Origin of the sequence: Phenylobacterium sp. (assembly GCF_044358365.1) — a bacterium.
In the GTDB taxonomy this organism is placed as follows: domain Bacteria; phylum Pseudomonadota; class Alphaproteobacteria; order Caulobacterales; family Caulobacteraceae; genus Phenylobacterium.
Genome location: NZ_JBIKNZ010000022.1, coordinates 1 through 13787, shown reverse-complemented (window position 1 = coordinate 13787; position 13787 = coordinate 1). Strand labels below are relative to the sequence as shown.

The following is a 13787-nucleotide window of genomic DNA, read 5'->3' as shown; positions in this document are numbered from 1 at the left end:
GGAAGGCGCCATGACGGATCGTATGCTCGACCGCGACTGGAGCCAGCCCGTGCGGTATCCCGACCCGGCCGTCGAGGTGATCGACAAGCGGTTCCACCGCTACCGCCTGGGCAGTGCTGCGGTCGAGCGGCTGTGGACCGGCGGGCGCTGGAACGAGGGGCCGGCATGGTTCGGCGACCAGCGCTGTCTGATCTGGAGTGACATTCCCAATGATCGCCTCCTCAGGTGGTGCGAGATCACCGGCGCGGTCACCGTGTTTCGCCAACCGGCCAACAACGCCAACGGCAACTCGCGCGACCGGCAGGGCCGTCTGATTACCTGCGAGCACCGCAGCCGCCGCGTCACGCGGACCGAGATCGACGGAACAGTCAGGGTCTTGCTCGACAGGTTTGAAGGGAAGCTGCTGAATGGCCCCAACGACCTGGTCACCCATCCCGACGGCGCCATCTGGTTCACAGATCCCGGCTACGGCACGCTGGGCCACTATGAGGGCGACAAGGGCGAGCTAGAACTGCCCACCCGCACCTATCGCCTTGACCCGGCGAGCGGCGTGGCCACCGTGGTGGACGAGGCGCTGGAGCGCCCCAACGGCCTGGCGTTCTCGCCGGACTATCAACGGCTCTATATCGCCGACACCGGCGCGTCGCACAAACGCGGCCATCCGCGGCAGATCCATGTCTACGACGTGGTCGATGGCGTGCGCCTGGCCAACGGGCGCGTGTTCTGCGATTTCGGGAAGTCGTCGCCGGATGGCTTCCGCGTGGATGTGGACGGCAACCTCTGGTGCGGGACCGGCTGGGGCGATCCCGACGATGACGGCGTGCAGGTGTTTGCACCCGACGGCGACAAGATCGGCGCGATCCATCTGCCCGAAGGCGCGGCGAACCTTTGCTTTGGCGGGGTGAAGCGCAACCGGCTGTTCATCACCGCCTCGCAGTCGATCTATGCGCTCTATGTCGAGACCCAGGGCGTGGCCTACAGCTAGGAGATCACGACCGTGAAACGTTACCCGGGCGAGGCGCTGAGGGCCGGTGTTGTCAGCGTCTTCGGCGCGCTGGACTTCGACGTTCGGCCCAACGGCGTCAGTCCCAGACGCCTTCCCGACTGGACGCGGCTCCAGGTTCCCCAGGTGATGGACGCCATGGTGCGGATGCCCTCCGGCGTGCGGCTGGCGTTCAGCACGGATGCGCAGGAAATCCGCCTCACGGTGCAGACCTCGAGACTGGAGTTCTCGCCGCTGCCCGCGCGACCGGCAGTGTTTGATCTGGTGGTGGACGGCGCCGTTGTCCAGTCTCACGCGACCGTCGCCGGCAACACCATCCGGCTGGACCGCACGGACCCGGGCAAGTTTGAGCTCTTGCGCGGCGAGCCTGACGAGATTGTCTTCAAGGACCTCACCCCTGGCCTGAAGGCCTGCGAGATCTGGCTGCCACACAACGCCTATGTGGAGTTGCGCGCGCTGGAGATCGATGACGGCGCGACGCTTTCACCGGTCCCGGCTCCGACCACGCGACGCTGGATTCATTACGGTAGTTCGATCAGCCACTGCCTCGAGGCCCTCCAGCCCACCGGCGTCTGGCCCGCCGTCGCCGCGCGACTGGGGGGCATGCATCTGCACAGCCTGGGGTTCGGCGGACAGTGCCACCTGGACCAGTTCGTGGCCCGTACGATCCGCAAATCTGACGCCGACCTGATCTCGCTGAAGGTCGGCATCAATGTGATCAATGGCGACACCCTGCGCGAGCGGGCCTTCACCCCGGCCCTGCACGGGTTTCTGGACACCATCCGGGAGGGCAAACCCGACACGCCGATCGTGCTGGTTTCGCCGATCTTTTGCCCCAGCGCCGAGACCCGACCGGGCCCGACCGTGCCCGATGCGAGCGGCAGGTTCGTCACCCTGCCGGGGCATGAGGAAATCCAGACGGGCTGTCTGACCCTGGTGCGGGTGCGCGCAATCCTGGCCGAGGCGGTGGCGGCGCGACGCGCGGCGGGCGACGCCAATCTGCACTATCTGGATGGCCTGAGCTTGTTCGGCGCCGACGATGCCGGCGACCTGCCCGACGACCTGCACCCCAATCCCGAGGGCTACATCCGCATGGGCCACCGGTTCGCCGACGCCGTTTTCACTGGCGGGCTCAGGCTCGGATAGTCAGCGGGTCAGCGGCCGCACCCAGATGTTGCGGAAGCTGATCGGCGCACTGGGGTCGCCATGGGCCTGCAGCTTGATCGGCGTGGGGCCGTGAGCCTTGTAGGTCGGCTTGCCGATGAAGCGGGTTTCGCCGGGCAGGACGAAGTTGTTCTGCACCAGCACGCCGTTGTGTAGAGCTGTGACCCGGGCCGGTGTCACAAGCGCCCCATCGGCGCCGAACACCGGCGCCGTCCAGATCACGTCATAGGACTGCCATTCGCCGGGCTTGCGGCTGGCGTTCACCAGCGGGATCGACTGTTTGTAGATGCTGGCGGCCTGACCATTCACATAGGTCGTGTTCTCGAAGGAATCGAGGATCTGCAGCTCGTAGCCGCCATCGCCGGCGCCGGTCGACGCCAGGAAGAGGCCACTGTTGCCGCGGCCCTGGCCCGAGCCGGTTATACCCATCGGAATCTTCCATTCGATATGGAGCTGGTAGTCGGTGAAGACCTGCCGCGTCTGGATGTTGCCGGAGGCCTTGTTCACCGTCATCGCGCCATCGGCCACTGTCCAGCCTGCCGGGCCGCCGCCCCGGACCGCGAACCACTGGGCCAGATCCTTGCCGTCGAAGAGCACTACGGCGTCGGAGGGGGCATCGCCATCGCGGCGGCCGGGGGTGACGATCGGCGGGACGGGCTGGTAGGCCTCGGTGTCCGCAGGTTTCGCGACCTGCGCCAAGGGCTGCGCCGGCGCAAGGCACAACATCAGGCTGCCGAAGACGGCGGGGACAGGGGCGAAACGCAGCGATGATCGATGGGTCATGGTCGCGAAGCGTCCTCTGACGCCCGGGACACGTCAAGCCGGAACCCCGAATAGTCATTGGTCACGCCAACGCCTTGAGCTAGCCTCTTCCCGAAACTGCAGGGCGGGCGCGGTCCACAAGGGCCACGGTGGCTGGAAACGGGACCCATGGCGTCTGAACCCTATGACGTGATCATCGTCGGCTCCGGGGCCGGCGGCGGCATGAGCGCTTACCACCTGACCAGGTCGGGGCTGAAGGTCCTGATGCTCGAGGCAGGCCGTCACTATGACCCGGCCACCGAAACGCCGATGTTCAACATCCCGGCGGACGCGCCCCTACGCGGGGTCGGAACGCCGGACAAGCCGTTCGGATTCTATGACGCCACGGTGGATGGGGGCTGGGAGGTTCCGAACGAGCCCTACACCGTCGCCGAGGGCTCCGAGCCGTTCAAATGGTGGCGGCCGCGGATGCTGGGCGGGCCTTCAAACAGGCGGAAATCGGGCCCGGTTGGAAGGTCGAGAACGGCGTCCTGCTCCCCGACCCCAAGGTCGCGAAGGACATCGTGACCAAGGGCGACTACGCCAACTTCCAGCTCTCGTTCGATTGGCGGATCAGCAAGGGCGGCAATTCCGGGGTGATGTTCCACGTGATCCCGGAAGGTTCCGAGACGTACGAGAGCGGGCCGGAGTACCAGATCCTCGACAACAGCCGCAGCGTACCGCCCAGGGAGCAGGCGGGAGCGCTATACGCACTAGTCGCCCCCACCATGGACATGACCAAGCCGGTGGGCGAGTTCAACCAGGCCCGTCTGATCGTCGACCACGGTAAAGTCCAGCACTGGCTGAACGGGATGGAAGTGGCGCGCTACGAGATCGGCTCGCCCGAGTTCAAGGCCTTGGTGGCAGCGAGCAAGTTCAAGCGCTGGCCGGTGTTTGCAACGGGGGCGACCGGCGGGATTGCGTTGCAGAACCACGGGGATGAGGCGGGGTTCCGGAACATCAAGATCCGGGTGTTGAAGTAGCCCGCCCCTCACGTCGCCCAGGCGCGGCCGATCTCCTTCATGGGCACGCAGCCCCGATAGTCGCCCGGAACCGGATCGTAGCGCAGGGTCTTCGTGGCGCCGGTTTCGGAGGTGAAGAAGCCGGTGAATGTGGCCTGCTTCATGAGCGCGAAGAAATGCGACAGCGGCTTCTGGGCGGCCTCGGCATCGTATCGTGTCAGGAGTTCCGTCTGCTGCCCCGCGCTCAGGGCGGTGAACGCCATGCCGTAGGCGGCCTGGGCATCGGCCTGCATGGTGTCGAGGCCGTCCCGAAGTCGTTTCACCTGGTCGGGATCATAGAAGGTCGCCAGGGCGCGATCGATGAACGGCGCGACGCCGGCGGCCCGCGCGCCGGGCGTGTCCGTGGCCGGCATGATCAGCTCGACCGCGGCGTCCAGGGTCAGCGCCTGCGCCGAGGTCAGGGCTTTCGGAATCCAGGTCAGCGTCGGCTGCGCAAAGGCAGCGGACGGCAGGATAAGGGTGGCCCACAGCGCGCCAAAACTCAGGCCGACGCCGATCAAGGCGTCGCGGCGGTTGGGTGAGTTCGGCAAATCGAATGGCCTCACAGCTCGCCCCTCTTGCTGGCCGCCACCGCATGGTCCACCGCGCGCGCAGTCAGAGCCATGTAGGTCAATGACGGGTTCACGCAGGAGGCCGAGGTCATCGCCGCGCCGTCGGTGACATAGACGTTTCGGCAGGCGTGCACCTGATTGTGGGCGTTCAGCACCGAGGTTTTCGGATCGCGTCCCATCCGCGCGGTGCCCATTTCGTGGATGCCGAGACCCGGACCATAACCGGTGTCGCCGCCCACTACATTCTTGAAGCCGGCCGCATCCAGCATCTCCATGGCCGCCAGCCGCATATCCTTGCGCATGGCCTTTTCGTTGTCACGAATAGTGACGTCGAAGGTGATGGTCGGCAGACCGTGCTGGTCCTTGAGCGCGGCGTTCAGGGTCATACGGTTATCGGCATAGGGCAGCATCTCGCCGAAGCCTCCGAGGCGGATGGCCCACGGGCCTGGCTGGGTGAGCTCGGCCTTTCGGTCTGCGCCGAAGCCTGGGCTGTTCAAACCGCGTTCCCAGCCAGGGCGCCCGGCGCCACCCTGGTAGCCAAAGCCGCGCAGATAGTCGCTGCGCGCGCTGGCCTTGTCGCCAAGGTTCCGGAACCGCGGGATGTAGATGCCGTTCGGTCGGCGTCCGGAGTAGTACATCTCCTCGTAGCCCGGCGCTGCGGCCTGGGCGCCGACGCCAAGGTGGTGGTCCATGATGTTGCGGCCGACCTGGTCGCTGTCATTGCCAAAGCCATTGGGGAACCGCTTGCTGGCCGAGTTCAGCATGATCCAGGCGGTATTGATCGCCGAGGCGCAAAGAAAGATGACGTCGGCGTAGAACTCGGTTTCCTCGCCGGTCACCGCATCCTTCACCCTGACCCCGGTCGCCTTGCCCTTGCGCTCATCCAGGATCAACGAGGTGACGATGGAGGCCGGCCGCAAGGTCAGGTTCCCCGTCCGCTCGGCCGCCGGCAGAGTGGATGAGTTCGCGCTGAAGTAGGCCCCGAAGGGACAGCCCCGGCTGCAAAGGTTGCGGTTCTGGCACTTGCCGCGTCCCGCCGCCAACTGCTCGTCGGTCGGCGCGGTCAGGTGGGCCGTCCGGCCGATCGTGATCCGGCGACCCGCCAGCTTCGCCTCGACCCGCGCTTTGAAGTCCTTCTCGACGCAGTTCATTTCCATCGGCGGCTGGAACTGGCCATCCGGCAGGTGCGCCAGCCCCTCGGCCTGGCCGCTGACGCCGATAAAGCGCTCCACATGGTCGTACCAAGGCGCCAGATCCTCGTAACGGATCGGCCAGTCCACGGCGACGCCCTCGCGCGCATTGGCTTCAAAGTCGATGGGGCTATGACGATAGCTCTGTCGCCCCCAGTTCAGCGAGCGACCGCCCACCTGGTAGCCACGGATCCAGTCGAACCGCTGGGTCTCTGTGTAAGGATGCTCATCGTCCCTGATATAGAAGTGCTTGGTGTATTCGGTGATCGTATAGCCGGTGCGCTGTTGCACTGGATATTGCGCCTTCATCTGGGCGGGGGGCAGCCTGCCGCCGGGATACTGCGTGTCCCAGGGGTTCATGCCCGCTGTCGAATAGTCCTCCAGATGCTTGACCATCGGGCCACGCTCGAGCACCAGGGTCTTGAGCCCCTTTTCCGTCAGTTCCTTGGCCGCCCAGCCGCCGGTGATGCCGCTGCCGACGATGATGGCGTCGTAGCCGTTCTTGCGGCGCGCGCGGGTGTTGAGGTTGGCCATGTCGCTCCCTTACGCCCTGCTGTTCCGGAATTGGCAGGGGGATTGAGCGGTCTTCACGTCCGCCGCTCATTGCGCTGGAAGCTTCCATGAAATCGATTACATTTCAACCCGCCGGACGGTCGATTCAACGGTCGCTGGCTAGCCCCCGGGAGGACGTTATGACGGGTTACAACCAACGCCGGATCGCGGCGTTCTGCGCCGCCGCCATCGTCCTGACCCTGGCCGGATCCCCGGTGCAGGCGGAGCCGCGCTGGCGGTCGATCTTCGATGGCAAGACCCTGAACGGCTGGACCCCCAAGATCGTCGGCCACCCTGCAGGCGAGAATTTCCAGAACACCTTCATCGTCAAGGATGGCGCGATCCAGGTCTCCTACGCAGGCTACGACCGGTTCGGCGCGCGGTTCGGACACCTGTTCTACAAGACCCCGTTCAAGGCCTATCGGCTGCGCCTCAACTACCGGGTGCTGGAGCCGCCGCTTCCCGACACCCCTGGCTGGGCCCGGGGCAACAGCGGCGTGATGTTTCACAGCCAGAGCGCCGAGAGCATGGGCCTGAACCAGCCGTTCCCGGTGTCTGTGGAGTTCCAGATCCTGGGCGCTGACGGCCCCGGCCCCAGGCCCACCGGCTCGGTCTGTACACCCGGGGTCAGCATCACCCTGGCCGGCGTCCGCCAGCCGGTTCATTGCACCACCTCCTCAGGTCCCACCATTCCCAACGGAACCTGGACCGCGCTCGAGCTGGAAGTCACCCCCGACGGCGACGTCACCGAAAGGATCAATGGCGTGGTCGTTCACCGCTACGCCAGCATCGCTCTCGACGCGGCCGACCCGATGGCCGCCGCCGACGCACGTCGCCTGATCGCCGAGCGCGGCGGTGTCCTGCCGGTCACCGAAGGCTACATCGCGCTCCAGAGCGAGGGCCACCCGATCGAGTTCAAGGACATCCAGGTGCAGGTGATCCGGTCCAGGCGTTAGACTGTGTTCTGAGGGGCGTCGCGGCTCCGTTGGAAGCGTTCGCAGATTTACTGCCTATCAGCGATCAGTTGAACGGCGTTAGGGTGGACCATGTCTGACGTCCCTTCGGCTGAGCGCCCCATCCATCCACTGTTGATCGCCCCGGTGGCGCCCACGCTGGCGAAGCTGGCGGCGCCCAATCTTTTGGGGATGATGGCCACCACCGCCGTGTCCATCGCCGAGACCGTTTACATCGGTCGGCTGGGGGCCGAGGCCCTGGCGGCGGCGGCGCTGGTGCTGCCGCTGATCATGCTGATGGGCATGATGAGTGCGGGCGCGATGGGCGGCGGCGTCTCCTCGGCGATCAGCCGGGCGCTGGGCGGGGGCGACGTGGATCGCGCCGAGGCGCTGGCCCGGCACGCCACGGTGATCGGTCTTGCGATGGGTCTGATCTTCACCCTGCTGTTGACCGTGTTCGGCGGCGCAATCTTCCATATCCTGGGCGGACGTGGCGAGACGTTGAGGCTGGCGGCGCTCTACGCCGGGATCGTTTTTGCGGCGGCCTCGGCGCTGTGGATGGTCAATATCCTGGCCTCGGTGCTGAGGGGCTCCGGAAACATGGTCGGCCCATCGGCTATCATGATGGCCGGCGCGGCCCTGCAGGTGGTGGTGGGCGGCGCGCTCTGCTTCGGCTGGGGTCCCGCGCCGCAGCTGGGGATCGCGGGGGTGGGCCTTGGCCAAGTGATCACCTCGGTGCTCAGCGTGGTGCTGCTCTATCTGATGCTGCGGTCTCCGACGGCCAAGGTGAGGCTGCAGGTGATCGGCCCGCTACGGCGCGATCTCTTCATGGATATCCTGAAGGTGGGCGGCCCGGCCCTGCTGTCACCGATCCAGACAGTGGCCACGGTATTGATCATCACAGCCATCGCCGCCCGCTTCGGCGTTGAGACGCTGGCCGGCTACGGCATCGGCTCGCGGCTTGAGTTTCTGCTGGTGCCAATCGCGTTCTCCGTGGGCGTGGCCTCGATCCCGATGGTGGGGCTGGCGATCGGCTCGGGCGACGTGGCCCGCGCTCGGCGCGTGGCCTGGACGGCGGGCGCCATGGGCGCGGCCGGATTGGGGACTGTCGGCATCGTGCTGAGCCTGGCGCCGGACCTGTGGGTTTCGATCTTCACAGAAGATCCGGCGGTGCGGACGGCGGCGGCGCTCTACCTGCACTTCGCCGGTCCGACGTTCGCCTTCTTCGGCCTTGGCCTGGCGCTCTACTTCGCCTCTCAAGGGGCGGGGCGGATCATGGGGCCACTGCTGGCGGGGACTGCGCGGATGGCGGTGGTTGCGGCCGGAGGCTGGATCCTGGTGGCCAATAGCGCACCGTCCTGGAGCCTGTTCGCCCTGGTCTCGGCCGGCATGGTGGTGATGGGCGTTGTGACCGCCGCGTCCGTGGCGATGACACCCTGGGGTCCACCCCCGACGTCGAAAGCCGCCTAAAGTCCCAGCAGCCGCCGGTTCTGATCCGCATCCACACCCGAGGCCGCAAAGTCGTCGAAGGACCGGTCCGTGACCCGGATGATGTGGTCGCGGATAAAGGGTGCGCCTTCGCGGGCGCCGTCCTCCGGATGCTTCAGGGCGCACTCCCATTCCAGCACTGCCCAGCCGGGATAGTCGTACTGCGCCAGCTTCGAGAAGATCGCCCGGAAATCCACCTGGCCGTCACCCGGCGAGCGGAACCGGCCCGGTCGGTCGAGCCAACCCTGATAGCCGCCATAGACGCCGGAGCGCCCGTTCGGCCGGAACTCGGCGTCCTTGACGTGGAAGGCGCGGATGCGGTCGTGGTAGCGATCAATGAAGTCGAGATAGTCCAGCTGCTGCAGCACGAAGTGGCTGGGGTCGTAGAGTATGTTTGCCCGGGCGTGGCCGCCGACCTCATCCAGAAACCGTTCGAAAGTAGCGCCGTCGTGCAGGTCCTCGCCCGGGTGAATCTCGTAACAGACGTCGACTCCGGCTTCGTCGAAGGCATCGAGGATCGGGCGCCAGCGCCGGCCCAGCTCGGCGAAGACCTCCTCGATCAGGCCGGCGGGTCGCTGCGGCCATGGATAGAGGTAGGGCCACGCCAACGCGCCGGAGAAGGTGGCGTGAGCGGTGAGGCCCAGCCTTCGGCTGGCTTTGGCGGCCGCCAGAAGCTGACGGACAGCCCATTCCTGCCGGGCCTTCGGCCGTCCCCGGACCTCGGCCGGCGCGAAGCCGTCGAACATCTCGTCGTAGGCCGGGTGCACCGCCACAAGCTGGCCTTGCAGATGGGTGGAAAGCTCGGTGATGACGAGGCCGTGTTGCGCCAGCCGTTCGGCGATCTCGTCGCAGTAATCCTGGCTGTCGGCCGCGCGTTCCAGATCGAAGAACGACGTCGAGTCTCCCGTGGGCATCTGCACGCCAGCATAGCCCAGTCCTGCCGCCCATTCGGCAATGCGGTCCAGCGAATTGAACGGCGCCTCGGGCCCGATGAACTGCGCCAGGAATATGCCCGGCCCCTTCAGCGTCTTCATGGCGCAGCCTCCAGCGAAACCCAGCCTTCGCCATCACGGCTGGCGGCGACAGCGCGCTCCACAAAGGCCATGCCGCGAACGCCGTCGGCGATACCGGGAAGCGGAGCCGGGTCGGTCCGGCCCTCAGCTATGGCGTCGGCAAGGTCGGCGTAGAGGTTGGCGAACGCTTCGATGAAACCTTCCGGATGGCCGGTTGGAATCCGCACCCGCGCCCTGGCTGGCGCGCTCAGGTAACCGGACGCTGCGTGCAGGATCTGGCTGGGCGCATCCAGCAGGTCCAGCGACAGCTCATTCGGCCGCTCGTGCGACCAGCAAAGGCCGCCCTTCTCGCCATAGACCTTGATGGTCATGCCGTTGCGCGCGCCGGCCGAAATCTGGGAGGCGATAAGCACGCCCCGGGCGCCGCCGGCAAACCGCAGTAGCATGTTGCAGTCATCGTCCAGCACCCGGCCCGCAACCATGCTGGAGAGGTCCGCGCAAAGCCGCTCCACCCTGAGCCCGCTGACAAACTCGGCCATGTTGAAGGCATGAACGCCGATGTCGCCGATGCAGCCGCCGACGCCGGCCTGCGCCGGGTCCGCCCGCCAGCCGGCCTGGCGATCCCCGTCACGTTCTATGGGACGCGACAGCCACCCCTGCGCATACTCCACCACCACCTTGCGGATCGCGCCGAGGTCGCCCCGCCGCACGATCTCGCGGGCCTCGCGGGCCATCGGATAGCCGGTGTAGATATAGGTCAGGCCGTAGACCTTGCCCGAGGCCGCCACCTTGCCGGCCAGCGCCCTGGCCTCCGCCAGATTGAGCGTCGCGGGCTTGTCGCTCATCACATGCAGCCCGGCGTCGAGGGCCGCGGCCGATATGGCGAAATGGGTGTCGTTGGATGTCACCACGGCCACCAGCTGGGCGCCGTCAGGGCGGGCCGCTTCGGCGCGGATCATCTGATGGTAGTCGCCGTAGATGCGGTCGTCGCGGACCCCCCACATCCGTCCTGCCTCGGCGTTACGGCTGGCGTCGCGACTGAACGAACCTGCCACGAGCCGAAAGCGACCGTCCAGTTCGGCGGCCATGCGGTGGACGGGCCCGATGAAGGCGCCCGGCCCGCCGCCGACCATCGCCATCCTCAAGGGCGCCTGAGCCGACATGGTCAGGCGACCACCCCGGCCAGATAGTCATGGCTGATCTTCGCCGCCTCGATCCGGGGACGGGCAAAGGGCGGTTCCTGTTCCACATGGAACCCGCGAACCCCTGCCGCATAGGCGGCCGGCAGCAGAGTCTTCCAGTTGAGCGCGCCGGAACCTACTTCGGTGGGATCCATGCTGAGGACGTAGTTGGGCTTGGTGGTGGCCTTGAGGTCCTTCACGTGCATCTGGGTGAACCGTCCCTTGTGCTTCGTCAGGAGGGCGCCCGGATCAATCCCGGCGGCCGCCGCCCAGCCCACATCCAGTTCGAAGGAGACGATGGCCGGGTCGGTGTTCTTGATCAGGATCTCCAGCCCGGTGGTATCGCCCAGCGGAGCGAACTCCGGATTGTGGTTGTGGTAGCCGATGGTGATCCCGGACGTCTTCAGCACTGAGCCCTTGGCGTTGAGGAAGTCGGCGTTCATCTTCCAGTCGTCGGCGGTCATGCCCTCGGCGATGCGACGCAGGAAGCCAGGGAAGGTTTCACCGACCGCCGGCGCCCGCCCGAACCGATCCGGAATGTAGAAGATCGGCATCACGGCATTGGTGACGCCCAGCGTGTTCAGGTCTCCGGCCAGCTTGGCCAGGTCGCCGTCGAGACCGCCACGTCCCTGGATATGGGCGCTGCGGCAGGTCAGGCCGGCCCGGTCGATGGCCGCCCGCAGGTCCGTCGGGGTCCGGCCCAGGAAACTCGCCAGTTCGACGGCCTTGTAGCCGATCTTCGAGACCGTCCCGAGCGTGCCATCCAGGTCCTTCGCCACGTCCGGACCCAGGGTGTAGAGCTGGATGCTGATCGGCAGTTTGCGCTGCTCAAAGAACGGCTTGGCGGCGGCGTCCGCGCCGGTGGCCGTCATGGCTGCGAGACCGGCGGCGAGGAACCCGCGTCGGTGCAGGTCGGACGATATCGGGCGCATGCGGCGTCTCCGTTGAAGGTCATGGTCAGGCGATGTCGGGGGTTTCGGGCGCCCGCGTGGGCGGACGGAAGAACAGGGCCAGGATCACGACGGCGGCCAGCGCCATCCCGGTCGGGACCAGGAACAGCATCTGATAGTCGACGATCTGCGTCTCGGCGCCGCTGATGTCTGTGACCTTGGTCGTCAAACGGCCGATCAGGGTGGGGAACAGGAAGCTGGCCACCACACTGCCGATCCCCAGGATCAGCAGGTTGAACAGGCCCTGAGCGCTGGACCGCACGTCCTTGGGGAAGACAGCGTCGACGAAGATGTAGACCGTCGCGAAGAAGAACGCGTAGCAGACGCCGTGGAGCAGCTGGACGGCGACGATCACCGGCAGGCTGTCGGCGAAAAAGGCGAACACCGCAAACCGTGCCGCGTGGCCCAGCACGCCAATGATCATGGTCAGCTTCCAGCCCAGCTTCACCAGTACCGGGCCGAGGATCAGCATGGTGCCGATCTCGGCCAGCTGGCCGAGGCTGAGCACCACCATGCTGAGGTTTCCGGCGATCCCCACCCGGTTGGTCAGGAACCCGTCGGCCATCACGAAGTAGCCGTTGTGGATGACGCTATCGATGAAGGTGACGGCAAACAGCACGCCGACGAACGGCACGCCCAGCAGTTTCACCGCACGCCGCCAGGCCAGCTTGTCGACCCCCTCGGCCTCACGGCGCGGGGGGGTGTGCGGCAGGGTCAGGCTATAGGCGGCCAGCGCGAACGACACGATAGCCGCCACCAGGAAGATCCAGCGGATGTGCTCGATGTCGGCCTTGGCGCCCAGCAGGAAGATGAACGGCCAGCTCACCAGCATCCAGCCCACCGTGCCGCCCATCCGCACCGCGCCGAACTGCTTGGCCGGGTCCTTCAGATTGGCAAACGCGATGGAGTTGGAGACCGACAAGGTCGGCACATAGAGCAGGCTGTAGACCATGTAGCAGGCGAAGAACGGCCAGAAGGTGGTGGAGAACGCCACGCCGATCAGGGCCAGGCCGCTCAACGCGTGGCTGACCGCCATGAAGCGCTCGGCGGCGAAGTTGCGGTCGGCGAACTGGTTGGAGAAGAACATGCCCGCCAGCGCCGCCACGCCCCAGCAACTGCCCACCAGCGACTGTTGCCAGGGCGCGAAGCCCAGCAGGCCCATGTACGGAAACAGCTTCGGCGCCCAGGCCCCCCAGACGGCCAGCTGCAGCACCATCATCAGGAACAGCCGCACTTGCACCGTCATGTCTGCGCTCCCGGGTTTACGCGGCTCAGAAGCTCATTGGGGCGGCTTCTGCGGGTCCGATGTAACCGATTTCAGGGATAGCAAGCGGCGTGGTGGGGGGCAACAGGGGGTGAGGGGCTGGTGCGGGGCGGCGGATCGCCGGGAGTGGACTAGGGGGATGACCGCAAAGGACGTTAGCGGCCCCGCCTGGTCCGCCTAATCGCCGGGTAGGCGCGACCGGTCCAACCGCATCCGCCCGGCCAATCTACTCATACCAAACATCGCCGCAGAGCCGAACAGCAGCCCGCATACAACGACGACCGCAAGACCTCGGTCACGGCCCAAGAGAACGCCTGCTGAGAGTTGAAAGACCATCGCAGCGGCACCCACTATCGCCACCCCTAGGACGAGGACTGCGCCAAGCAGGCTCCACTTCTGGATTAGCAGGAGTTCTGTCGTGGTGTTCTTCCGGTCTGCCCGGAAGATAAAGGAATGACCGGCCTGTTGGCTGGTGGCATTGCCGTCCGCAATATCTCGCAAAGGATCAGATCGCATACAGCGATGCTTGCTAGGCTCAGGACTCATTGATCATAGCCAGAAGATGACGGTGGCAGCGAGAGCGATGGCGGACATGAAGGTGTGTGCGCATCGGTCGTATCGGGTGTGGATGCGCCGCCAGTCCTTGAGGCGTCCG

13 protein-coding genes and 1 pseudogene are annotated in these 13787 nt (G+C 66.3%); 6 read left to right on the top strand and 8 right to left on the bottom strand.

Features of this window, described 5'->3' with window-relative positions:
* Window positions 1–10 precede the first annotated feature (10 nt).
* Window positions 11–985, top strand: a complete 975-nt coding sequence (locus ACIQ3B_RS08270) for an SMP-30/gluconolactonase/LRE family protein (RefSeq protein ID WP_397401466.1) — start codon at window positions 11–13, stop codon at window positions 983–985.
* A gap of 12 nt (window positions 986–997) precedes the next feature.
* On the top strand, window positions 998–2149 hold the full coding sequence (locus ACIQ3B_RS08265) for a GDSL-type esterase/lipase family protein (protein WP_397401464.1): 1152 nt from the start codon (window positions 998–1000) through the stop codon (window positions 2147–2149).
* On the opposite strand, the gene ACIQ3B_RS08260 is transcribed toward ACIQ3B_RS08265, so the two are convergent.
* Window positions 2150–2950, bottom strand: a complete 801-nt coding sequence (locus tag ACIQ3B_RS08260) for a DUF1080 domain-containing protein (RefSeq protein WP_397401462.1) — start codon at window positions 2948–2950, stop codon at window positions 2150–2152.
* Between the two features lie 147 nt (window positions 2951–3097).
* On the opposite strand from ACIQ3B_RS08260, the gene ACIQ3B_RS08255 reads away from it, so the two are divergent.
* Both ACIQ3B_RS08255 and ACIQ3B_RS08250 read left to right on the top strand, forming a co-directional pair.
* Window positions 3098–3496: an NAD(P)-binding protein gene (locus tag ACIQ3B_RS08255; protein WP_397401460.1), complete on the top strand. Its 399-nt coding sequence runs from the start codon at window positions 3098–3100 to the stop codon at window positions 3494–3496.
* Window positions 3382–3951, top strand: a complete 570-nt coding sequence (locus ACIQ3B_RS08250; protein ID WP_397401458.1) for a DUF1080 domain-containing protein — start codon at window positions 3382–3384, stop codon at window positions 3949–3951. The genes ACIQ3B_RS08255 and ACIQ3B_RS08250 overlap by 115 nt, the downstream gene beginning before the upstream one ends.
* Window positions 3952–3959: 8 nt before the next feature.
* Here the strand turns inward: ACIQ3B_RS08250 and ACIQ3B_RS08245 are convergent, their stop codons facing one another.
* The gene (locus tag ACIQ3B_RS08245) at window positions 3960–4535 is read right to left on the bottom strand and encodes a gluconate 2-dehydrogenase subunit 3 family protein (protein WP_397401456.1); all 576 of its coding nucleotides are present in this window, start codon (window positions 4533–4535) and stop codon (window positions 3960–3962) included.
* Window positions 4532–6265, bottom strand: coding sequence for a GMC oxidoreductase (locus tag ACIQ3B_RS08240; protein ID WP_397401454.1), 1734 nt, complete (start codon window positions 6263–6265; stop codon window positions 4532–4534). Before ACIQ3B_RS08240 ends, ACIQ3B_RS08245 begins: the two co-directional genes overlap by 4 nt.
* 158 nt (window positions 6266–6423) lie before the next feature.
* Here ACIQ3B_RS08240 and ACIQ3B_RS08235 point away from each other — a divergent pair, with 158 nt between their 5' ends.
* Together ACIQ3B_RS08235 and ACIQ3B_RS08230 are read left to right on the top strand one after the other, a co-directional pair.
* Complete coding sequence (locus ACIQ3B_RS08235) at window positions 6424–7239, top strand: DUF1080 domain-containing protein (RefSeq protein WP_397401452.1); 816 nt, start codon at window positions 6424–6426, stop codon at window positions 7237–7239.
* A 90-nt stretch (window positions 7240–7329) separates the two neighbouring features.
* The gene (locus ACIQ3B_RS08230; protein ID WP_397401450.1) at window positions 7330–8706 is read left to right on the top strand and encodes an MATE family efflux transporter; all 1377 of its coding nucleotides are present in this window, start codon (window positions 7330–7332) and stop codon (window positions 8704–8706) included.
* Here ACIQ3B_RS08230 and ACIQ3B_RS08225 read toward each other — a convergent pair.
* From ACIQ3B_RS08225 to ACIQ3B_RS08205, 5 genes and pseudogenes are all read right to left on the bottom strand, one after another.
* The gene (locus ACIQ3B_RS08225) at window positions 8703–9758 is read right to left on the bottom strand and encodes a sugar phosphate isomerase/epimerase family protein (RefSeq protein WP_397401448.1); all 1056 of its coding nucleotides are present in this window, start codon (window positions 9756–9758) and stop codon (window positions 8703–8705) included. The genes ACIQ3B_RS08230 and ACIQ3B_RS08225 overlap by 4 nt on opposite strands.
* Window positions 9755–10876 carry a Gfo/Idh/MocA family protein gene (locus ACIQ3B_RS08220; protein ID WP_397401446.1) on the bottom strand — a complete coding sequence of 374 codons (1122 nt, stop codon included), beginning with the start codon at window positions 10874–10876 and terminating at the stop codon, window positions 9755–9757. The genes ACIQ3B_RS08225 and ACIQ3B_RS08220 overlap by 4 nt, the downstream gene beginning before the upstream one ends.
* A 26-nt stretch (window positions 10877–10902) precedes the next feature.
* Window positions 10903–11850, bottom strand: a complete 948-nt coding sequence (locus ACIQ3B_RS08215; protein ID WP_397401444.1) for a sugar phosphate isomerase/epimerase family protein — start codon at window positions 11848–11850, stop codon at window positions 10903–10905.
* A 25-nt stretch (window positions 11851–11875) separates the two neighbouring features.
* Window positions 11876–13114 (bottom strand): MFS transporter, encoded by a 1239-nt coding sequence (locus tag ACIQ3B_RS08210; RefSeq protein WP_397401442.1) that lies wholly within the window; start codon window positions 13112–13114, stop codon window positions 11876–11878.
* A 567-nt stretch (window positions 13115–13681) separates the two neighbouring features.
* Window positions 13682–13787 (bottom strand): annotated as a pseudogene (locus ACIQ3B_RS08205) (IS5/IS1182 family transposase); the annotation flags it as partial.